Here is a 22,502-nt window from a genome sequence, read left to right on the forward strand (position 1 = left end):
ACAACGTATCACTCTTTTCCGCCGCATTGAATTATCGTTATTGTTGTAAATTCGTTTTTATTCAATTCGAATAAATATTTCGGCATTATTAGGGTCAAAAAAAGTTGGTCTAGTTGGAAAAATAGATGTTTTTATTTCTATTGAATCCTTACTAATAAGTTTCATAATTCCAAACATTTTTTTTTGAGTACTATCAGCCAAATTGTGTACTATATAATCTAAGTTTTTTGGCTTAGTGTTTTCATCATATTTGTATGTAACTTTTCTGTATTCTTTTTTTAATCTAAAAACTTCATCAGTTATGTCATGCTCACCTCGAAATATTTCATAATTTAATTCATTGTTTTTCTGGAAAGTTAGGATTACTTTTATTCCATTATCTCTTTTGTGCATCCATTTTCCTTGAATTCCGTTATTCATATTACAAGAAAAAAATGTTACAAGTAGCAATAAATATAAAGTTTGTTTTAAATAAGACATAGTATTGTATTAAAATGGTTTACAGGGGTATCTATGATTTTGTTGTGAAATTGAATAAGCTGTCAGGCTCAAGGCAAGGAGGTTTATCTCGATAAAACCAAGCGATGGTTTAAAGGTAATGGTTTTCAGATGATGAGCTTTTAATAATAAGAAAATAAATAAAAAAAAGAGAACATATATTATAAAAGGTCAAAGAGACTTAAATAATATTTACTTCGGCTTCAATAGCAATATTAAATTTGTCAAAAACGGTTTTCTGAATTAATTTTGAGAGAGCCAATACTTCTTTTCCGGTAGCATTACCATAATTAACCAATACCAAAGCTTGGTTTTTGTGGCTTCCTGTATTTCCAATTCGTTTGCCTTTAAATCCCGATTGTTCTACCAACCAACCTGCAGGCACTTTAATTTCAGTATCAGATACCTTATAATGAGGTACATCTGGAAATTTTTCTTGAAGTTTCTTAAACTCAGAAGCTAAAATAACAGGGTTCTTAAAAAAACTACCACTGTTACCCAAATCTGCTGGGTCAGGTAATTTACTTTTTCTGATGGCAATAACAGCATCTGAAATATTTTTTATAGTGGGATTTTCAACTCCGTTTTTTTTCAATTCCGCCTGAATAGCTCCATAAGAACTATTTAATTGATGTTTGTTTTTGGTAAGTTTAAAAAATACATTGGTTATAATATAGTTACCTTTTAATTGGTTTTTAAAAACGGAGTTTCTGTAGCCAAAGGCACACTCCGCATTGGTAAAGGTTCTTGTTTTACCAGTTTTAATGGCTACGGCTTCAACAGTTAAACACGTGTCTTTTAGTTCAACACCATATGCACCAATATTTTGAATAGGAGCCGTACCCACATTACCCGGTATGAGTGACATGTTTTCAACACCTCCAAAATTATGAGCAATACACCACAATACAAATTGGTGCCAGTTTTCACCAGCAGCAACTTTTACAATTACATCGTGGTCACTTTGCTCAACAATTTCTATCCCTTTAAAGGCAATGTGAACAACTAATTTATCAATATTGTTTGTAAGCAAAACATTACTACCACCGCCAAGTATAAAAAAATCTTTTTCTTGTTCTAATAGGTTATGCAAAGCTTCTGTACTTTCTATAGAAACAAATTGTTTGGCATTTACATCAATACCAAAAGTGTTATACGGCTGTAAAGAAATGTTTTGTTGAATTTGCATTAGTCTTTGTATACTTTTAAAGCTTCTTTTAATATTTGAACAGATTTTATTAAACTCTCTTTATTCAGTACATATGCAATTCTTACTTGGTTTAGACCCACCCCAGGAGTAGAATAGAAGCCCGCTGCAGGTGCTACCATAATGGTTTCACCGTTAACATCAAAATCTTCTAAAAGCCATTGTGCAAAACGATCCGTGTTTTTTACAGGCAATTCAGCAATACAATAAAAGGCTCCTTTTGGAGTCCCTACTTTTACGCCTTCTATTTTTTGTAATTCAGATACTAATGTATTTCTTCGATCTACATATTCTGTAATAACAGCATCAAAATAACTTTGTGGTGTTTCTAAGGCTGCTTCACTGGCAATTTGAGCGAATGTAGGTGGGCTTAAACGTGCTTGAGCAAATTTTAAAGCCGTTTGTATTAAGGTCTTGTTTTTAGAAACTAAACAACCAATACGTGCACCGCACATACTATAGCGTTTAGATACGGAGTCAATTACAATAGCATTTTCTTCTAAACCTTCTTCTTGTAGTATCGAATAATGTTCTAAACCATCATACGTAAATTCTCTATACACTTCATCGGCAATTAAAAAGAGATCATGCTTTTTTACAATTGCAGCCAATTTTTTTATTTCTTCTTTTGAATATAAATATCCTGTCGGATTGCCAGGGTTACAAATTAAAATAGCCTTTGTTTTTGGCGTAATTAATTTCTCAAATTCCTCAATAGGAGGTAGGGCAAAATTATCATCAATTTTAGAAACCACGGGTACAATAGTAACCCCTGATGAGGTTGAAAATCCGTTATAGTTGGCATAAAAAGGTTCGGGTATAATTACTTCATCATCCACATCCATAATGCTACCAAACGCAAAAAGAAGAGCCTCACTACCACCAGTAGTTACAATAATATCGTCATGTTTAACATGAATATCATTTTTAGCATAATAATCCGCTATTTTTTGACGATACACTTCAGAACCTTCAGATCTAGAATAGGCTAAAATTTCTAATGTGTTATTTTTTACAGCGTCTAAAGCTATTTTGGGTGTTTTTATATCGGGTTGACCAATATTTAAATGATAAATGATTTTACCTGCTTTTTGAGCTTTCTCAGCGTAAGGCACCAATTTTCGAATTGGAGATTGCGGCATTAGGCTTCCTTTTTTTGATACTATTGGCATAACTATAATTAAAAACTGTTTATAGAACAAAATTGCGAAATTTTATTCAATTTCTACCTTAGAAAATAAAATATTAAACGATCCTATTTTCAATGTTGAATAGCTACTAAAATTAAAGTTTTAAGTGGAGAAAGTAATCGTCAAATTGTTAAAAATAAGTGGTTTAAAAAGTTAAAGTCTCAAAAAAATTGGATTATTATTGAATAATTCACTAAATTTAGAAACACATCAATTCATTTTACAAATTTGAGAGTCAGGTTTTTACATATTATTTTACTACTGTTTGTTGTTAGTAACAGTTTTGCCCAAGATAAATTTAATATTCTGGGTAATAAGGATAGTTATGCCTTGTCTTTTAAAATGGTTAATAATTTAATTATTATTCCCATTGAAGTGAATGACGTAAAGCTGAATTTTTTATTAGATACGGGTGTTGATAATTCGTTACTGATCAATCTGAAATTAGAAGATTCAATAAACCTTAATAATGTTGAAGAGATACGTTTAAGAGGGCTCGGAGAAGGAGATCATGTGAGTGCAGTAAAATCTGAAAATAATACCTTTAAATTGGGTAAAATTTTTAATGATGATCATATGGTCTATGCCATACAAAGTGAAAATTTAAACCTTTCTTCGCGTTTGGGCATTGACATTCATGGGATTATTGGTGGCGATTTATTCAGAGATTTTATTGTTGAAATTAATTATGCTACCCAACGCGTAAAGTTTTATAATCCAGATACATATACCTATAAAGATTGTAGACGCTGTGAAGATTTTGAATTGCATTTTTATAAAAACAAACCCTACATCTATGCATCGGTTGATGTGGATAAGGAAATACCTGTTAAATTGTTAATAGATTCAGGAGGTAGCGATGCCTTATGGCTTTTTGATGAATCTAGTTTAGATATTTCTATTCCAGAAAAACACTTTAATGATTACTTAGGAAGAGGGTTGAGCGGTAATGTATATGGTAAGCGGAGTAAGATTAAAAAAATAATGTTGGGTACTTATATTCTTAAAGATGCTAACGTAGCGTATCCCAATTATAATTCTATTGAAAAAGCATATCGGCATGTAGAGCGAAATGGTTCATTAGGTTCAGAGATCTTAAAGCGTTTTAGAATTGTTTATGATTATCCAAACAAAAGATTAACTATTAAAAAACCATCTAAATATTTTAAAGATCCTTTCTTATATAATATGAGCGGTATAGAGTTGATGCATAATGGAAGTAAGATGGTAAAGCAAAGGCAATCAGACCTCTTAAAGTCTAATTCTGAAGGTAGTGACCGTGCAACGGTTCAGATGGTGTATAGTTATGTGTATTCTTTGAAACCCTCATATAAAATTGCAGAACTAAGAAAAGATTCACCAGCCTATCAAGCAGGTTTACAAGAAGATGATATTATTTTAGAAATTAATGGAAAGGCTTCTTACAACTACAAACTTCAAGAAATTACCTATTTGTTTTCGAGTAAAGAAGGTAAAAAGATAAAATTGTTAGTTGAACGGAATGGCGTAACATTAAACTTCGAATTCAAACTTAAAAAACTCATCTAAAATATTTTTTTTCCTGTAAAATTAAAAAAGCGACCAAAATGGTCGCTTTTATAGTATATAAAACTCTAAATTTAAAACTATAATATTTTATTGTTCTGGTGTAGCAACCATACTTTTTTCATGGTTTTCTAACTTGGTTAAGCTACTTTCTTTTTTTACATTTCCACGTACTGGTATAACTATTTTAGGTCTATCAGCATTTGAGGTAATTGTAATTGATTTGGCTATTTGACCAACTCTATTGGTGTCATACTTTACAGCTATTTCACCAGTTTGACCTGGCATAATAGGTTCTTTTGGAGTAGAAGGTACTGTACAACCACAACTTCCTGTTACTCTAGATATGATTAAAGGAGATTTACCAACATTGGTAAATTTTAATAATCTCACTCCATCGGCATTCTTTTCAATAGAACCGTAGTCAACATTTTTTGTTGCAAATTTAAACTTTGGGGCATTAGGATCTACTTTTGTTGCTGTAGTTTCCTCTTGGGCGTTTATTGATAAACTGATACACCCGATAAATAATAATACTGCTAATTTCTTCATTTTTATTTGTAATTTATTAAAGAATCAAAGATATAAAATTATAACGACTAATTTATTTTTGTATTGTTTAGAAATTGTAACTTTGCTAATTGTTTTCAAAAACTATACCAAAATATGAGTATTCCCTCTAAATATGATGCTAGCCAAGTAGAAAGTAAATGGTACAATTACTGGATGAAACACAATTATTTTCATTCAACGCCTAATGAAAAGGAACCATATACTATAGTAATTCCACCTCCAAATGTAACTGGAATTTTGCACATGGGGCATATGTTAAACAATACAATTCAAGATGTATTGGTAAGACGTGCACGTTTACAAGGTAAAAATGCGTGTTGGGTACCTGGTACAGATCATGCTTCTATTGCTACAGAAGCAAAAGTAGTTGCCAAACTAAAAGAAAATGGCATTCAAAAAAATGACCTATCTCGTGAAGAATTTTTAAAGCATGCTTGGGATTGGACTGATGAATATGGTGGTGTTATTTTAGAGCAATTAAAAAAGTTAGGTTGTTCTTGTGATTGGGATAGAACCAAATTCACATTAGATGATGACATGAGTGAATCTGTTATTAAAGTTTTTATTGATTTATACAATAAAGGCATGATATACAGAGGTTTTAGAATGGTGAATTGGGATCCTGAAGCTAAAACTACTTTGTCAGATGAAGAAGTACACTACGAAGAACGTCAAGGAAACTTATATTATTTAGAGTATAAAATTGTTGATAGTGATGAAAAAGTAACTATAGCTACTACACGTCCGGAAACCATTTTAGGGGATACCGCAATTTGTATTAATCCGAATGACGAACGTTTTACGCATTTAAGAGGAAAAAAAGTAATTGTACCCTTGTGTGATCGTATCATACCGATTATTGAAGATGAATATGTAGATATAGAGTTTGGTACGGGGTGTTTAAAAGTAACCCCTGCACATGACGAAAATGATAAAAATTTAGGAGATAAGCACAACTTAGAAGTTATTGATATTTTTAATGAAGATGCTACCTTAAATAGTTTCGGACTGCATTATCAAGGTAAAGATAGGTTTGTAGTAAGAAAAGAAATTTCTAAAGAATTAGAGGAAAAAGGCTTTTTGGTTAAAATAGAAAGTCATTTACATAAAGTAGGAACATCTGAGCGTACAAAAGCGGTTATTGAACCACGTTTGTCTGATCAATGGTTCTTAAAAATGGAAGAATTAGCCAAGCCAGCGATAAAAGCGGTGTTAGAAAATGATGAGGTTAAGTTTTTTCCACAAAAATTTGAAAATACCTACAGACATTGGATGGAAAATATTCGCGATTGGAATATTTCTAGACAGTTATGGTGGGGCCAACGAATTCCTGCCTACTATTTTGGTGATGGTAAAGAAGATTTTGTAGTGGCTGAGAGTAGGGAAGAAGCACTTGAAAAGGCGAAATCCCAAAATCCAAATCTAAACATTGAAGACTTAAGACAAGACAATGATGTTTTAGATACTTGGTTTTCTTCTTGGTTATGGCCAATGAGTGTTTTTGATGGTATTCGTAATCCTGAAAATGAAGATATTCAATACTATTATCCAACCAATGATTTAGTAACAGGTCCAGATATTTTATTCTTTTGGGTAGCTCGTATGATTGTTGCTGGTTATGAGTTTAAAAATGAAAGACCGTTTGAAAATGTTTATTTTACAGGATTAGTACGAGATAAACAACGTCGTAAAATGAGTAAATCGTTAGGTAATTCGCCTGATGCGTTAAAGCTTATTGAAGATTATGGTGCTGATGGTGTTCGCGTTGGTTTGTTGTTAAGTGCAGCAGCAGGAAACGATTTAATGTTTGATGAGGCATTATGCCAACAAGGAAAACAATTTGCTAATAAAATTTGGAATGCCTTTAGGTTGGTAACAGGTTGGGAAGTTGATGCAACTATTGAGCAACCTAATTCTAGTAAAATAGCGGTTGAATGGTATGAAGCTACTTTCCAAAATACGTTGGTAGAAATTGAAGATCATTTTAGTAAATATAGACTTTCAGATGCCTTAATGGCAACCTATAAATTAATTTGGGATGATTTCTGCTCATGGTTGCTAGAGATGGTAAAACCAAATTATGGTGCACCTATTGATGCTGAAACTTATAAAAGTATTATTGCTATTTTTGAAAATAATTTAAAAATATTGCATCCGTTTATGCCGTTTTTAACGGAAGAAATTTGGCAATTTATAGAGGAAAGAAATCCTGAGGATGCATTAATTGTTGCCGAATGGCCTAAGAATGCAATTATAAATACGGATTTAATAAAACAGTTTGATTTTACTAAAGAGGTGGTTTCGGGTATTAGAAATATCCGAAAAGAGAAAAATATTTCTTTCAAAGAAAAAATTGGATTTTCGATATTAAATAACGAAAATTCTGCAACTATTTTTGATGATGTTATTCAGAAATTGGGAAATTTAGAAAGTATAGAAACTGTAAATGAAGCTGTGCAAGGAGCATTAACCTTTAGAGTAAAATCGAATGAGTATTTTATTCCAATAGCTGGAGCTGTAAATGTTGAAGATGAAATTAAAAAACTAACCGAAGAGTTAAATTATACGGAAGGGTTTTTAAAATCGGTACAGAAAAAATTATCGAATGAACGTTTTGTTTCTAATGCACCAGATCAAGTAGTAGCAAGTGAAAAGCAAAAAGAAGCCGATGCTGTTGCTAAAATTGAAACATTAAAAGCGAGTTTAGCGAGTTTGAAGTAGGTTAGCATAAATATGTTGAGGTAGGTTTTAGTATATTTTATTATTGAAATTATCAAGAATGAAAAGAGAAAAGTTATTACCCTTAATATTTGGATTAATTTTTATAACAATATCTTGTAGCTCAGATGATGTCGATTTGAATCCAAATTATCCTAATGAGTTTATCAATACCTGGTTAGAGTCCTATGAAGAATCGTATGGAATTTATAGACCCTCAGATTATAAAACATTTCCAGAATCAATGTATCGACAGTCCTATGCATTTATGATAAATAATGAATGTGAATACTTAGTGCTATCTCCAGTAGACGCTCATTATGTTGAAAAAGGTTTTTGGGAATACATTGAAAAAGATAAAGTTATAAATATATACAATTCTGATAAGGAGTTGTTTAAAACATTAAAAGTAACTTCGATTGCAGCTGAGCTGTTACAAACAGAATAAAAGCAAGTTTTTTTCGGTGTATAAAACACAGCTATTCTAAGTTAAATTTAAAACAAAATCAATCCAACAGAAATACATATTGTACCTGAACTTCCTACTCCAATAAGGTTACAGGAATATGGTGTTGGTATTTTTATTACTGCATTAACGAAATCGGCTTTAAAGAAAGTAATTAAGAAAAAGTATGTCACGGTTAATGATGTTATTGCAACCACAGCTACACTCATACATGGAGGTGAGTCCATTCGTTTAACCATACCAAAGGAAGTTACTCCGATTAAGAAACTCATCTTTCCGCTTACCGTTTTATTTGAAGATGAACACTTGGCTGTACTTCATAAGCCTGCAGGTATTTTAGTCAGTGGTAATAGTTTTAAAACGGTTGCCAATGCATTACCAGAAAATATTAAATACAGTAACTTAGCTGATGCTACTACACCACAACCCGTTCATCGCTTAGATTATGCAACCACAGGTATTTTATTGGTAGGAAAAACGAGCAGTAGTATTCGTGCTTTAAATAGAATGTTTGAAGATAAAAAAGTTGAGAAAACCTATTATGCCGTTACTATTGGTGAAATGAATAGTGATGGGAAAATTACGACTACAATTGATGGCAAAATATCACAATCGAATTATAAAATGCTTTATTCTGTACCATCAGAAAGGTTTAAAAAACTTAATCTGGTGCAATTGGAGCCTAAAACAGGTAGAAGACATCAATTACGTAAACACCTAGCAAGTATTGATAATCCGATTCTTGGAGATGCAACTTATGGAATTGAAAATTTAATTTTAACAGGTAAAGGAATGTATTTACATGCGTATTCGTTGCGTTTTACGCATCCTTTTACAAATAAACAGGTCTATTTTAAAGATGAATTTCCAGAACGGTTTCAAAAAATATTCAGTTCTAAAATTTCAGAAATTGTTGTTGGAAACAACAGCAACTAAATTAGAAGTCCAGTTTGACTTATAAAAATAGTTAATCAATCGTTTTAGCAGAGTCAGCTACCAATCGATTAATCTCTTTCAGCTCTTTATCTGTTAAATAACGCCATTCACCAACGGGCGTGTCTAACGTAATATTCATTATTCTTACACGCTTTAATTTAGTTACTCTATAGTCTAAATGCTCACACATTCTACGAATTTGTCGGTTCAAACCTTGCGTTAAAATAATGTTGAATTGATTCTTGTTCAATTGTACAATCTTACATTTACGAGTAACCGTATCTAAGATTGGAATACCATTACTCATTTTTTGAATAAAATCTTTGGTAATGGGTTTATTAACCGTGACGATATACTCTTTTTCGTGATTGTTTCTAGCACGTAATATTTTATTTACGATATCACCATCGTTTGTTAAAAAGATAAGGCCTTCACTAGGTTTGTCTAATCTACCAATAGGGAAAATGCGAGAAGGATATTTAATATAATCTATAATATTGTCTTTTTCTACACGCGAATCAGTTGTACAAACGATACCAATGGGCTTATTAAAAGCAATATAAACGGGTTTTTCTTTGGGCTCCGAAATGAGTTCTCCATTTACTCTAACTTCATCTTCAGGGTTAATTTTAGTACCCAATTCAGGTACGCTACCATTAATGGTAACTCTACCTTCATTGATTAACTTATCCGCTGCTCTTCTAGAGCAATAACCTACTTCGCTTAGGTATTTGTTTATGCGTGTTCCTGTATTTTCGCTCACTTGATTGTATTTGACTGCAAAATAAAAAGAAAAAACCCATTGAGCAAAGTCAATGGGTTCTTAAATATTGAGTTGCGGATGTTATTAAGAAAATAACTTTTCCATTTTTTGTTTTTCTTCAGCTGCTAATTGAGCATCTACTAAAATTCTACCACTATGTTCGTCAGTAGTAATTTTTTTACGTGTAGCTATTTCTACAATTTGCTGAGGTGGTATTGTAAAGAAAGATCCACCAGAAGCACCTCTTTCGACAGCTACTACTGCTAAACCATTTTTTACATTGGTTCTAATTCTCTTATATGCATTTAAAAGACGCTCTTCTATCAATTCACTATATTCAGCAAATTTTTTGCCTAACATTTTCTCTTCTTTTTCTGTTTCAGCTAAAATAGCATCCAACTCTCCTTTTTTATGCTTTAAATGTGAATTTTTATCTTTTAATTTTTCTTTAGCACCATCAATAATTACATTTTTGTGCTCAATTTTTACTGAAAATTCTTTAATGTGTTTTTCAGCTAATTCAATTTCAAGTTCTTGAAATTCAATTTCTTTACTGATGGAATCAAACTCTCTGTTATTTCTAACATTTTTTTGCTGCGTAGTATATTTTTTAATAGCAGTCTTAGCTTCTTCAATCGTATTTTTTCTGTTTTTAATACTTGTCTCCAAATTTTCAATATCATTATTGAAATTTGTTAATCTCGTATTTAAACCTTCAATTTCATCTTCTAAATCTTCAACTTCTAATGGTAATTCACCACGAGTGTTCTTAATTTCATCAATTCTAGAATCAATCAATTGTAGATCGTATAAAGCTCTTAATTTATCTTCTGCTGTTAATTCTTTTTTTGCCATTTGTTTATATGTAATTGATAGGATTTGTATTTGTTCCTGATAAAACGACTGCAAAATTACGGAATTTTTTTGTAAGATAATCTACCAAAAGATTTTTTGTGAACTGTTCACTCTCATAATGTCCAATGTCGGCTAAAATTATCTGATTTTCAGCCTTGTAAAAATCGTGATACTTAAAGTCTGCCGAAACGTATATGTCTGCACTAGAGTGTTTTGCGGCCTCAATAGCGAAACTGCCAGATCCACCTAAAACGGCCACTCTTTTTATGGGTTTATTTAATAGATTTGAATGTCTAAGTGCCTTTAAATGAAAGTTTTCTTTTAATAGTGATAAAAAGTCGGCTTCATTCATAGCTTCTGAAAGTTCACCGATCATACCCATACCAATATGTTGATGGCTATTATCCGTAGTAATAATATCATAAGCTACTTCTTCGTAAGGGTGTGTATTTAAAAGTGCTTTTAAAACAGCACTTTCTAGATGTTTTTCAAAAATAACGCCAATAAATGTTTCTTTTTCTTGCTGTAAAATACCTTTTTTACCAATAGCAGGATTTGAATTTTCATTTCCTTTATAAGTACCTAATCCACGGATGTTATAGCTGCAATTTGAATAATTACCAATATCTCCAGCACCAGCATCAAATAAGGCTCTACGTACTCTATCAGCGACCTGATCAGGAACATAGGTGGTTAGTTTTTTTATGAATCCTGATTTTGGTAGTAAAATTTTAGTCTTTGTTAAATTCAATTTTTTAGCCATCATGGCAGAAACCCCTTTTACGGAATTATCTAACGCTGTATGCATGCTATAAATAGCGATATCATTTTTTATGGCTTTTACTACAACACGTTCAACATAATTAGCACCATTTATTTTTTTTAATCCCGAAAAGATAATCGGGTGGAAGCTCACAATTAGATTACACTTTTTTGCGATAGCCTCATCAACCACAGTCTCTAACGTATCTAAAGTAACTAAAACACCTGTTACTTCGGTTTGATAATTACCAACCAACAGACCTACATTATCAAAATCTTCGGCATACTGCAGTGGTGCAATTTCTTCAAGTGAATTGGTAATTTCTTTTATGGTCATATTCAAAAGTGTTTCTAAATGTTAGTTCAAAGTCAAAGTTACTAAATAAAGACGAAGAAATTATACTGTTAAGTTACAAAGCAATAAAGTAGTTGTAAGAAAAAATTTGAGTATCTGATTTAGGTTGCTTCAATTTAGTTTGTTAACTGTTATCCTTTTTGGTTCTGGGTTTATGAAGTTTCAAATCTTTACTCAGTCATACGAGATGCGTATATTTTTTTTACTATTTTAGTGTTTCTAATTTCACGAACCTTCCAAATGAAAAATTTACTCCAATTACCTTTATTTATAATTGTTGTTTTGGGTGCTGTATTAAGCAGTTATGCCCAACAAACAAAACTAATGACCAATCCCGCTTTAAGCGATAAACACATTGCATTTGTTTATGCGGAAGACCTATGGGTAGCTAACCGAGATGGTTCTGAGCCGAGAAGATTAACGATAGATCATGGTATTGAGTCTAACCCAGTTTTTTCGCCTGATGGAACTATGATTGCTTTTAATGCCGAATATGATGGTAATAGCGATGTTTTTATCATTCCTTCTAGTGGTGGCGTTCCTAAAAGGTTGACATATCATCCATATAGTGAGTTGGTGAGAGATTTTACGCCAGATGGAAAAAGTGTATTGTTTATCTCACAACGTAATACACATACCAACCGTTTTGCACAACTTTATACAATTCCCATAAATGGCGGACAGGTTACGGAACTGCCTATACCAACCGCTTATCATGCGTCTTATGCTGATGATGGAAAGTCGATTGCATATACACCATTATCCGAAGCGTTTACCCAATGGAAACATTATCGTGGTGGAAGAGTTTCAAGAATTTGGCTTTATGATACCACTAGCCATAAGGTTGAAGAAATTGCAAAACCTGAAGGAGGAAGTAATGATACTAAACCACAATGGATGAATAATGTGGTATATTTTAAAAGTGATAGAAAAGGTGAATTCAACTTGTATAGTTACCAAACGACCACCAAAGAAATTAAACAACTCACTGACTATAAAGATTTCCCTGTGTTGGATATTAGTGCTCATAACGGAGCCGTTATTTTTGAACAAGCGGGATTATTACATCTCTATGATGTCAGTTCTAATAAAGTAAATACGCTAACCATAAATATTTCAACAGATTTGTTAGAATTACGTCCTCGTTTTGTATCTGGGAGCGATTATATACGATCTTTATCAATTTCGCCTTCTGGGGCACGAGTGGTTGCCGATTTTAGAGGTGAAATTGTTACGGTGCCTGCAAATAAAGGAGATGTAAAAAACTTGACGAACACGGCAGGAACGCATGAGAAATTCCCGGAATGGTCACCTAATGGAAAGTTTATCGCTTATTTTTCTGATGATTCTGGCGAATACGGCCTACATATTCAAAACATAAAAACGAATACAATTACCAAAATTCCATTAAGTGGTACGGGATTTTATGCCAATATTCATTGGTCTCCTGATAGTGATAAATTGTGTTTTATAGACAATGGTCGGAATTTATATGTAGCAGAAACTTCTAATAAAAAAGTGGTTAAAATTGCCCAAGATGATAGGTTTGTTCCTGGTGATTTACGAGAGCTTTTTGGTAGTTGGTCACATGATTCTAATTGGGTATCATATACCAAGGTTATTGAAACGAGCTTTGAGCAAGCTTTTTTGTATTCTATAGAATCTAATAAATCGTATGCTGTGTCTGATGGACTTTCAAGCGTTTCAGAACCAATTTTTGATCCTAGTGGTAAGTATTTATATATGTTAGCCTCTACAGATGCCGGTCCCGTTGTCAATTGGTTTGATCAGTCTAACATTGATATGGAAATGAACTATTCTATTTATTTGGTCACACTTCAAAAGGAAGTAGTTTCTCCATTAGCAAAAGAAAATGACGTTGAAGAAATAGCAGTGGCAGTAGAAGAGGAAAGCACAAAGGGTAAAGATAAAAAAGGTAAAAAAGAAAAAGAAGCGGAGCCTGTTTTAAAAATTGACTGGGAAGGATTACAACAACGCATCATTAGTTTGCCAATTGGTAAAGGCTATTATCACAACCTGCAATCGCCAACTGAAGGAGAATTGTATTATGTGGCTTCCTCGTATCATTCCGACAAGTCTTCCTTACAAAAATTTGATTTTAAAGACAGAGCATCAAAAGAATTATTTGAAGCGGGAGATTTTCAGATTTCCACCAATGGCAAAAAAATGCTGTATCAAAATAAAGGGGCTTGGTTTGTAGCAGATATTGGTGAAAAAGCGAAAGAAGCTCCTGTTAATTTTGGAGCCATAAGTGTAAAGATAAATCCCAAAGAAGAATGGTTAAATATTTTTAATGAAGCTTGGCGTGTAAACCGTGATTATTTTTATGATCCAAATATGCATGGGGCGGATTGGAATGCCATGAAAGAAAAGTATAAACCATTTATAGAATATGCAAGTACTAAAGGAGATGTATATCGAGTAATGGAATGGATGTTTAGTGAAATTGCAGTCGGGCATCATCGTTTTTCAAGTAGGGGAGATCATTTGAATAGTTCAGAACGTATTCAAGGAGGATTGTTAGGTGCCGATTATCAAATTAGCAATAATAGGTATCAAATAAAAAAAATATATGGCGGATTAAATTGGACACCTGATTTACGTTCACCTTTAACAGAACCGGGTGTAAATGTTGAAGAAGGGGATTATATCATTGCGGTAAATGGAAAAAACATTACGTCTGATGCTAATTTTTATAGCTTTTTTGAAAATACAGCGAATAAAATCACAGAGCTAACCATAAGTAAAACTGCCAATGGATCCAATGCAAGAGTTGTGAATGTTACACCTATCGCATATGACCTTGATTTACGCAATAGAGAATGGGTGGAAGGAAATATTAAAAAAGTAGATAAAGCAACGAATGGTCAAGTAGCGTATGTGTATGTGCCCAATACGGCAGGTGCAGGTCATGAGTATTTTAAACGTTACTTTTTCCCTCAAGCAACAAAGAAGGCCATTATTATTGACGAACGTTACAATGGTGGAGGTTCTTTAGCCGATTATTATATCGATATTTTAAAGCGTCCCGAACAAGCCTATTGGAATTTTAGATATGGTAAAGATTTAAAATCGCCCAGTGCTTCAATTCAAGGTCCAAAAGTGATGATTACAGATGAAACCGCAGGTTCAGGTGGTGATTATTTACCTTGGATGTTTAGAAAATTTAAGTTGGGAACTATTGTAGGAAAACGTACTTGGGGAGGTTTAGTTGGAGTATTGGGGTATCCTGAGTTTATTGATGGAGGTATTGTTACAGCTCCTAATGTTGCTTTTTACACAAAAGACGGGTTTAGGGTTGAAAATGAAGGTGTAGCACCAGATATTGAAGTTGAGCAATTACCAGAGTTAATCGTAAAGGGTCATGACCCACAATTAGAAAAAGCCATTGAGGTAGCGTTAGAACAATTAAAGCAAAATCCACCCGAAGAAATGCAAACACCAGCGTATCCAAATAAGGTAAAGAATTAGAATGAGCAGATCAAACAAAATATTTATCAATATCTTACTATTCATTATTATATCAAATTCTTGGGGGCAAATAACTTCAGATAAAGAATTCAATAATGCACAGGAAAATAAAATTTTAAATTATCTTTTCAAAAGCGATTCAGAAGACTATAAGTGCTTTAGAATTCCTGCAATTGTGACCACAAATGAAGGAACTTTATTGGCCTTTGCAGAAGGGCGAAAAAAAGGCTGTTCTGATACAGGAAATATTGATTTGGTAATGAAAAGGTCTGAAGATAATGGAAATACTTGGAGTAAACTAACGGTAATTTGGGATGATGGCGATAATGTTTGTGGAAATCCGGCTCCAGTAGTTGATAAAGTTACAGGAGCTATACATTTACTTTCTACATGGAATTTGGGGGAAGACCACGAGAGTGAAATAATTGCAGGAAAAAGTAAGGATACTAGACGTATTTTTTCTTTCAATTCTATTGATGATGGCAAAAGCTGGTCAATGCCAAATGAGATTACAAAATCGGTTAAAAAGCAAGACTGGACGTGGTACGCAACTGGACCAGTTCACGGGATTCAGCTAGAGTATGGAAAAAATAAAGGCAGACTGATAATTCCGAGTGACCATATTGAAGGAGAATCAAAGAAATACTACTCTCATGTTATCTATTCAGATGATCATGGTATGACGTGGCAACTGGGAGGGCGTACTAATCAAGATCAAGTAAACGAGTGTACTATCGTTGAGTTATCTGATGGTACTTTGATGCTTAATATGCGGAATTATGATCGTACACAAAAAGCTAGAAAAATTGCAATTAGTACGGATGGAGGAGCTTCGTGGGAGGATATATATTCAGACAATTACTTAGTTGAACCTATTTGCCAGGCAAGTCTTTTAAAAGTATCAAAAAATAAGGAGTCAGATCTCTATTTTTTAAATCCTGCTGACGAAAACAAACGTGAGAATATGACCCTTAAAATGAGTCGAGATAATGGAGAAACTTGGTCAGTTGTTAAAACAATATATTTGGGAGCCTCGGCGTACTCGGATTTAACATTATTACTTAACGGAAACTTAGGCTTGTTTTATGAAGCAGGGAATGAAAGTCCATATGAAGGAATAGTCTTTGAGGTTGTCAAATTATAGTTGTCAATAGAATTTTTTCTAATTGTTTCAATTGATTTATTTGAAATAGTATTTAGACTTTTCCCAATACACATCCATTTCTGCCAAAGTCATCTCAGAAAGCTCTTTACCTTCCTTTTTTGCGGCTTTTTCTAAGAATTGGAAGCGATTGATAAACTTTTTATTGGTTTTTTCTAAGGCATTTTCAGGATTCACCTTTATAAACCGTGCATAGTTTATAAGCGAGAAAAGAACATCGCCAAATTCACTTTCAATGTTTTCGGTATTTCCTTTTTCTATTTCGGCTTCCAGTTCAAAAATTTCTTCTTTTACCTTATCAAAAACCTGATGAGGTTCTTCCCAATCAAAACCGACACCAGCTACTTTTTCCTGAATTCTACTTGCTTTAACCAATGCAGGTAAACTTTTTGGTACACCTTCTAAGACACTCGTTTTACCTTCTTTGAGTTTGAGTTTTTCCCAATTTTGTTTTACTTCTTCTTCATCTTTTACGTCAACATCACCATAGATATGTGGATGTCTGTAAATCAATTTATCAGAAATACTATTGGCAACATCAGCTATATCAAAAGCATTGGTTTCAGAGCCGATTTTTGCGTAAAAAACAATGTGCAATAAAAGGTCACCCAACTCTTTTTTAACTTCTTCAAGGTCGTTATCGAGAATGGCGTCACCCAACTCGTAGGTTTCTTCAATAGTAAGATGCCTTAGAGATTCTAAGGTTTGTTTTTTGTCCCAAGGACATTTTTGTCGCAACTCATCCATTATGTCTAATAGACGGTTAAAAGCTGCTAAATGTTCTTTTCTAGACATATTATAAAATTTGGGAATTAGATCTCAAACTTGTAGAAAGCAGTTTAATTTCTAGCTAAAAGCACTTCTCAAACATTTTTATGTTGCTATTGCTCAATAAAAATAATAGAAGTGACTTGCAAACTAAAAACTGAACTTACTACTATTCTTCTTCCTCGTCATTACTATCCTCTTTAATCGAAGAGAAATCAAATTTGTTAGTAGCGAGTACATTGTACCATTGTACCACTTTTTTTATGTTAGAGGCATATACTCTTTCCTCATCATAGTTAGGAAGTACTTCGCTAAAAAATGATTTTAATTTATCGTTACTTTCTTTATGGCTAAGAGCTTCTTCATTACTCAGCTTTTCGGCCATATTTTTAAAAATGATACGCAAAGGCATTTCATCTTCATAGGTGTAAATGGCAATATCATTTAACACACTTACATTTTGCATTGCACTTACCGGAATCCTTTTTTTATCAATTAAAGACTGTACTAATAATCCGCCTTTTGTTTGTGATACAATTTCGTATAATCCTGGTTTGCCAGTAATAGCAACAATTTTCTCTAATGTCATATAATATTATTTTTTAGGAAATTTCATTCGATAATCAACGTCAATATTCCCTTTACTTATGTTATTTAATTTTTTCTTTAATAATCGTTTTTTTAATGAAGATAACTTATCTGTAAATAAAATACCTTCAATATGGTCGTACTCATGCTGAACAACTCTAGCGGCTAATCCGTCCAATTGTTCAGTATGTTTTTTAAATTTTTCATCAAAATACTCAATCGTGAGTTTTTCATTTCTAAAAACATCTTCATTAATATTGGGAATGCTTAAACAGCCTTCACTAAATGCCCATTCATTTCCTTCTTCAGAAGTGATTTTAGCATTTATAAATACTTTATTGAAACTTTTTAGAAAGTCTTGCTCTTCTATGCTTAAGTCATCATCTTCAGCAAATGGAGATGTGTCAACAATAAACAAACGAATGGCTTTACCAATTTGTGGAGCCGCCAAACCTACACCACGAGCATTTTTCATGGTGGCTTTCATGTTCTCAATGAGCTCCTTTAAATCGGGATACTCTTTATCTATTTCTGTTCCTACTTTTCTCAAAACAGGATCTCCGTATGCAACTATGGGTAATACCATTTGTAAATTTAATTTTTAAGGTTGTAAAGATACGATTGTAAAATAATTGTCGCACTAATTTCGTCAATTAATGCTTTATTTTGACGTTGTTTTTTTTTGAGACCACCTTCAATCATGGTTTGGAAAGCCATTTTTGAAGTAAAACGCTCATCTACTCTTTTTATAGGTATTGTAGGATGCACTTTAGTTAATCTATTGATAAACGGAATGATAAGTGCTTCACTTTCCGAAACTTCGTTGTTCATTTGTTTGGGTTCACCTACCAAGAAAAGCTCTACTTTTTCTTGCTTCAAATAATCGGCTAAAAAGTCAAAAAAATCATGTGTAGCAACGGTTGTAAGTCCAGATGCAATCAATTGCAATTCGTCAGTGACGGCAACACCTGTTCTTTTTTTACCAAAATCTATTGCTAAAATACGAGCCATATGTGGTTAAATTTTATACAAAAATAGCTTTTATGTTATAAACAACTAAAATTATGTCGATTTTAAATGAAGGGTTTATATTTGTGTTTTAATAATGACGTAATAAAATAGCGTCTCTGAAAATTACACTTAAATAAAATGACCGAATTACAGAAAAATATTGAAGCAGCATGGGATAATCGTGAATTGCTTAAAGAGGAATCTACGCAAAAAAATATAAGAGAAGTGGTTGCCTTATTAGACGAAGGTAAATTACGTGTAGCTGAGCCTACATCATCTGGATGGCAAGTGAACGAATGGGTTAAAAAAGCAGTAGTATTGTATTTTCCTATTCAAAAAATGGAAGTATTGGAAGCGGGTATTTTTGAATATCACGATAAAATACCATTGAAGAAAGGCTATAAAGAAAAAGGAATTCGTGTTGTACCAAACGCAGTAGCACGTCATGGAGCCTATATTTCTAGCGGTACAATTTTAATGCCTAGTTATGTAAATATTGGAGCTTACGTAGATGAAGGAACTATGGTTGATACTTGGGCTACCGTGGGTAGTTGTGCTCAAATTGGTAAAAATGTACATTTAAGTGGCGGCGTTGGTATTGGTGGTGTATTAGAACCATTACAAGCAGCCCCAGTTATTATTGAAGACAATTGTTTTATTGGCTCACGTTGTATTGTAGTTGAAGGCGTAAGAGTGGAAAAAGAAGCGGTGTTAGGAGCAAATGTAGTATTAACAATGAGTACTAAAATTATTGATGTAACTGGCGATGAGCCGGTTATTACAAAAGGAGTGGTACCTGCAGGTTCTGTAGTAATTCCAGGAAGTTATACCAAATCTTTTAAAGCAGGTGATTATAATGTACCATGTGCATTAATAATTGGTAAAAGAAAAGAAAGTACTAATAAAAAAACATCATTGAATGATGCGTTACGTGAATATGATGTAGCTGTTTAATTATGGCAAATTTTACGTTCTTTTTTAAGATGTAAAATTTTTTTAAGTTGCTTTTTATGATTTGATTTATTGAAAAAAAGATGGGTGTAATGCCACATCTTTTCAAATACTTGTTCAAATGGTTGATCTATCAATGTAGCATATTCTCTGCTCATTATTTCAACCATTTCTTTTTTAGGAGTTAAACGTGAAAAATTTTCCATTCTTTGTTCAAAAGAAAGGGGCTCAAATTTCATTCTATTTAAATCGACTAAATAAAAGTCATAGTTATCATTATTTTTTACCACTAAAGTATTTCCGCCAGAATGATCTAAAAAATGAATTCCTTTTTCATGTAACTTAAACGTAAATCGTGTAAACGCTGTTAAAATTTCATCAAATTCTGGGTGGTTTCGTTGTTGTAAAAGATCTTTTATTGTTAAATCATAATCCAAGAACTCACTGATATAAAAGCTTTTCTTCAATCCAAACCAAGAAAAATATTCAATATATGCAATTGGAGATGGCGAAAGTATATTTAAACTGGAAAGCTTTTTTGTATATTCATAGGATCTTTTGGCTTTCGATTTTCGAATATATTTATATGCTATTTGATTCATTAAAACCGGAATCTTAAATGATTTTACTACCACTGTTAAATTGGGTAAATCAATTTTTTTTACGCTATTTCTGTTCCCAGTTCCAAAACCATTTTCAAAGGAATCAAAATTTGAAATGGTTTCAAATAAATCTGCTTTTAATGCTTTGTGTTTTTGATCAATCTGAATTTTCATTTTGCAAAATTATTACAATAAATTAAATTAGTACTAAGAATTATAAAACAAATATTAAATTTGCTGTAACTAACAGAGCTTGAATACAAAAAATAAAATAACAGCCATTATCCCTACGCTAAATGAAGAGATTCATATACAGGCTGCTATAGATTCTGTGAGCTTTGCCGATGAAATTATCATCATAGATTCGTTTAGTCGAGATAAGACTATTGAAATTACCGAAAAAAATAAAGTTCGTGTTTTACAACGCGAATTTGATGATTTTTCTTCCCAAAAAAACTATGCTATAGAGCAGGCAACCCATAATTGGATCTATATATTAGATGCTGACGAGCGTGTAACAGACGTACTGAGAGAAGAAATTATAGCCACACTAAATCAACCCAATGAATTTGTTGGTTTTTTTGTGTTTAGAACGTTTTATTTTTTAGGTAAAAAACTAAATTATAGTGGTTGGCAACGCGATAAAGTAATTCGACTTTTTAATAGGGAATTTTGTAGGTATGATGGTAAATTGGTGCATGAAACCATCGAAGCGAAGGGAAATGTTGGATATTTAAAGAGTAAATTAGAGCATTATTCATATCGTGGTTACGATCATTATGTAAATAAATTAAACCATTATTCAGCACTAAAAGCGAAATCGCTGTTTGAAAAGGGAAAAAAAGTTACCTTGTATCATATCTTAATAAAACCACCTACTCGATTTATGATACATTATATAATAAGATTGGGCTTTTTAGATGGGTTTCCTGGCTTTGTGATCTCTACAGTTCATGCCAATGGCGTTTTAACGAGGTATATTAAATTGTGGATTTTAAGGAGTAAATTATAATACTATGCTACAACCAAAATTTTTATTATATGTATCTTATAAATATGGTTTTCCTATCGTGAGACCCTTACAAGATGAATTGATAAAAAGGGGGTATGAAGTAGCTTGGTTTATAGAAATAGAGGAAAACAAGAAGTTTTTAAAAACAAATGACTACTTATTAAATTCTATAGAAGAGGTTTTAGAATATGATGCCGATATAAATTTAGTATCGTCAAATGAAATTCCACATTTTTTTCCGGGAATAAAAGTACAGGTGTTTCATGGGTTTAGTGTTGATAAAAGGAGTCATAAAAAAGGGCATTTTAGAATTCGAGGCTTATTTGATTTGTATTGCACGCAAGGTCCTTCAACTACCAGAGAATTTAAAAAGTTATCCTATAAACATAAACACTTTGATGTTATAGAAACAGGATGGTCAAAGGTGGATGATTTATTTCCAATACAAAAAAAAGAGAATATAAGGCCAATAATACTTTTAGCCTCTACGTTTACCAAATCTATGAGTTTAGCTCATGATGATGAGGTGTTTGAAGAGGTAAAGAGAATAATTAAATTAAATAATTGGGATTGGTTAATTACACTCCATCCTAAAATGGATGCTGAAATTGTTGATAAATTTAAATCTATAAAAGAAAAAAATGTTACTTATATAGAAAATTTAAATGATTTAGAGCCTTTGAAAATTGCTGATGTAATGCTTTCTGATACTTCTTCAGTGATAACTGAATTTTTAATTCAACATAAACCAGTGGTTACCTATAAGAATAAGAATCCTAAAAATCATTTAATAAATATAAAGGCAGCAGATGAAATAAAACAAAGTATATTAACAGCTTTAAAGTTACCTAAAGAGTTAATGGGAAATATAAAGAGTTATGTAGATGAAATTCATCCATATAATGATGGTAAATCGAGTGCTAGAGTTATTGATGCAACTCTTTTATTTATAAGAGAGAATAGGAAGAAACGATTAAAGTCAAAGCCATTAAATTTCATTAGGAAATATAAAATGTGTAAAAAATTTAAATATTTCAAGTTATAGTCC

22 protein-coding genes are annotated in these 22,502 nt (G+C 32.4%); 9 read left to right on the forward strand and 13 right to left on the reverse strand.

Features of this window, described 5'->3' with window-relative positions; genetic code table 11:
• Nucleotides 1-57 precede the first annotated feature (57 nt).
• The 3 genes from JBL43_RS16015 to JBL43_RS16025 all read right to left on the reverse strand — a co-directional run bounded on the left by JBL43_RS16015 (nucleotide 58) and on the right by JBL43_RS16025 (nucleotide 2,877).
• A complete protein-coding gene (locus JBL43_RS16015; RefSeq protein ID WP_198842419.1) occupies nucleotides 58-480 on the reverse strand; it encodes a hypothetical protein in 423 nt (140 codons plus the stop codon).
• 199 nt (nucleotides 481-679) lie between these two features.
• Nucleotides 680-1,687, reverse strand: coding sequence for a UDP-N-acetylmuramate dehydrogenase (murB, locus tag JBL43_RS16020; RefSeq protein ID WP_198842420.1), 1,008 nt, complete (start codon nucleotides 1,685-1,687; stop codon nucleotides 680-682).
• The gene (locus JBL43_RS16025) at nucleotides 1,687-2,877 is read right to left on the reverse strand and encodes a pyridoxal phosphate-dependent aminotransferase (RefSeq protein WP_198842421.1); all 1,191 of its coding nucleotides are present in this window, start codon (nucleotides 2,875-2,877) and stop codon (nucleotides 1,687-1,689) included. Before JBL43_RS16025 ends, murB begins: the two co-directional genes overlap by 1 nt.
• 246 nt (nucleotides 2,878-3,123) lie before the next feature.
• Between JBL43_RS16025 and JBL43_RS16030 the strand changes: the two genes are divergently transcribed.
• On the forward strand, nucleotides 3,124-4,443 hold the full coding sequence (locus tag JBL43_RS16030) for an aspartyl protease family protein (protein WP_198842422.1): 1,320 nt from the start codon (nucleotides 3,124-3,126) through the stop codon (nucleotides 4,441-4,443).
• Nucleotides 4,444-4,530: 87 nt separating this feature from the next.
• Here the strand turns inward: JBL43_RS16030 and JBL43_RS16035 are convergent, their stop codons facing one another.
• Complete coding sequence (locus JBL43_RS16035; protein ID WP_198842423.1) at nucleotides 4,531-4,992, reverse strand: DUF1573 domain-containing protein; 462 nt, start codon at nucleotides 4,990-4,992, stop codon at nucleotides 4,531-4,533.
• Nucleotides 4,993-5,106: 114 nt separating this feature from the next.
• Here JBL43_RS16035 and JBL43_RS16040 point away from each other — a divergent pair, with 114 nt between their 5' ends.
• Together JBL43_RS16040 and JBL43_RS16045 are read left to right on the forward strand one after the other, a co-directional pair.
• Nucleotides 5,107-7,734 (forward strand): valine--tRNA ligase, encoded by a 2,628-nt coding sequence (locus JBL43_RS16040; protein ID WP_198842424.1) that lies wholly within the window; start codon nucleotides 5,107-5,109, stop codon nucleotides 7,732-7,734.
• Nucleotides 7,735-7,792: 58 nt separating this feature from the next.
• Entirely contained in the window at nucleotides 7,793-8,179 is a 387-nt protein-coding gene (locus JBL43_RS16045) for a hypothetical protein (protein ID WP_198842425.1), read from the forward strand.
• 47 nt (nucleotides 8,180-8,226) lie between these two features.
• On the opposite strand, the gene JBL43_RS20410 is transcribed toward JBL43_RS16045, so the two are convergent.
• On the reverse strand, nucleotides 8,227-8,469 hold the full coding sequence (locus JBL43_RS20410; RefSeq protein ID WP_317193459.1) for a hypothetical protein: 243 nt from the start codon (nucleotides 8,467-8,469) through the stop codon (nucleotides 8,227-8,229).
• A 34-nt stretch (nucleotides 8,470-8,503) separates the two neighbouring features.
• On the opposite strand from JBL43_RS20410, the gene JBL43_RS16050 reads away from it, so the two are divergent.
• The gene (locus JBL43_RS16050; RefSeq protein ID WP_317193460.1) at nucleotides 8,504-9,133 is read left to right on the forward strand and encodes an RluA family pseudouridine synthase; all 630 of its coding nucleotides are present in this window, start codon (nucleotides 8,504-8,506) and stop codon (nucleotides 9,131-9,133) included.
• A 31-nt stretch (nucleotides 9,134-9,164) separates the two neighbouring features.
• Here the strand turns inward: JBL43_RS16050 and rluF are convergent, their stop codons facing one another.
• From rluF to JBL43_RS16065, 3 genes are all read right to left on the reverse strand, one after another.
• A complete protein-coding gene (gene rluF, locus JBL43_RS16055) occupies nucleotides 9,165-9,896 on the reverse strand; it encodes a 23S rRNA pseudouridine(2604) synthase RluF (RefSeq protein WP_198842426.1) in 732 nt (243 codons plus the stop codon).
• Between the two features lie 84 nt (nucleotides 9,897-9,980).
• Entirely contained in the window at nucleotides 9,981-10,751 is a 771-nt protein-coding gene (locus tag JBL43_RS16060; RefSeq protein WP_198842427.1) for a zinc ribbon domain-containing protein, read from the reverse strand.
• A 4-nt stretch (nucleotides 10,752-10,755) separates the two neighbouring features.
• On the reverse strand, nucleotides 10,756-11,850 hold the full coding sequence (locus tag JBL43_RS16065) for a Nif3-like dinuclear metal center hexameric protein (protein ID WP_198842428.1): 1,095 nt from the start codon (nucleotides 11,848-11,850) through the stop codon (nucleotides 10,756-10,758).
• 258 nt (nucleotides 11,851-12,108) lie between these two features.
• Between JBL43_RS16065 and JBL43_RS16070 the strand changes: the two genes are divergently transcribed.
• A complete protein-coding gene (locus JBL43_RS16070) occupies nucleotides 12,109-15,360 on the forward strand; it encodes a S41 family peptidase (RefSeq protein ID WP_198842429.1) in 3,252 nt (1,083 codons plus the stop codon).
• A 1-nt stretch (nucleotide 15,361) separates the two neighbouring features.
• Complete coding sequence (locus JBL43_RS16075; protein ID WP_198842430.1) at nucleotides 15,362-16,504, forward strand: sialidase family protein; 1,143 nt, start codon at nucleotides 15,362-15,364, stop codon at nucleotides 16,502-16,504.
• Between the two features lie 36 nt (nucleotides 16,505-16,540).
• Here JBL43_RS16075 and mazG read toward each other — a convergent pair whose 3' ends face one another.
• The 4 genes from mazG to ruvX form a co-directional block, all read right to left on the reverse strand.
• Complete coding sequence (gene mazG, locus JBL43_RS16080; RefSeq protein WP_198842431.1) at nucleotides 16,541-17,317, reverse strand: nucleoside triphosphate pyrophosphohydrolase; 777 nt, start codon at nucleotides 17,315-17,317, stop codon at nucleotides 16,541-16,543.
• Nucleotides 17,318-17,459: 142 nt separating this feature from the next.
• Nucleotides 17,460-17,879, reverse strand: coding sequence for a DUF5606 family protein (locus JBL43_RS16085; protein ID WP_198842432.1), 420 nt, complete (start codon nucleotides 17,877-17,879; stop codon nucleotides 17,460-17,462).
• A gap of 6 nt (nucleotides 17,880-17,885) precedes the next feature.
• Nucleotides 17,886-18,464, reverse strand: coding sequence for a peptide deformylase (def, locus tag JBL43_RS16090; RefSeq protein WP_198842433.1), 579 nt, complete (start codon nucleotides 18,462-18,464; stop codon nucleotides 17,886-17,888).
• Between the two features lie 8 nt (nucleotides 18,465-18,472).
• Nucleotides 18,473-18,889, reverse strand: a complete 417-nt coding sequence (gene ruvX / locus JBL43_RS16095; protein ID WP_198842434.1) for a Holliday junction resolvase RuvX — start codon at nucleotides 18,887-18,889, stop codon at nucleotides 18,473-18,475.
• A gap of 138 nt (nucleotides 18,890-19,027) precedes the next feature.
• On the opposite strand from ruvX, the gene JBL43_RS16100 reads away from it, so the two are divergent.
• Nucleotides 19,028-19,843 (forward strand): 2,3,4,5-tetrahydropyridine-2,6-dicarboxylate N-succinyltransferase, encoded by an 816-nt coding sequence (locus JBL43_RS16100; protein ID WP_198842435.1) that lies wholly within the window; start codon nucleotides 19,028-19,030, stop codon nucleotides 19,841-19,843.
• On the opposite strand, the gene JBL43_RS16105 is transcribed toward JBL43_RS16100, so the two are convergent.
• Nucleotides 19,840-20,616 carry a Kdo domain containing protein gene (locus JBL43_RS16105; RefSeq protein ID WP_198842436.1) on the reverse strand — a complete coding sequence of 259 codons (777 nt, stop codon included), beginning with the start codon at nucleotides 20,614-20,616 and terminating at the stop codon, nucleotides 19,840-19,842. The two genes, JBL43_RS16100 and JBL43_RS16105, sit on opposite strands and share 4 nt — an antisense overlap.
• A gap of 79 nt (nucleotides 20,617-20,695) precedes the next feature.
• Between JBL43_RS16105 and JBL43_RS16110 the strand changes: the two genes are divergently transcribed.
• Nucleotides 20,696-21,454 carry a glycosyltransferase family 2 protein gene (locus tag JBL43_RS16110; RefSeq protein ID WP_198842437.1) on the forward strand — a complete coding sequence of 253 codons (759 nt, stop codon included), beginning with the start codon at nucleotides 20,696-20,698 and terminating at the stop codon, nucleotides 21,452-21,454.
• Between the two features lie 4 nt (nucleotides 21,455-21,458).
• On the forward strand, nucleotides 21,459-22,499 hold the full coding sequence (locus JBL43_RS16115) for a CDP-glycerol glycerophosphotransferase family protein (protein WP_198842438.1): 1,041 nt from the start codon (nucleotides 21,459-21,461) through the stop codon (nucleotides 22,497-22,499).
• The last annotated feature ends 3 nt before the right edge of the window (nucleotides 22,500-22,502 follow it).

Origin of the sequence: Aureibaculum flavum (assembly GCF_016406085.1) — a bacterium.
Lineage (GTDB): Bacteria > Bacteroidota > Bacteroidia > Flavobacteriales > Flavobacteriaceae > Aureibaculum > Aureibaculum flavum.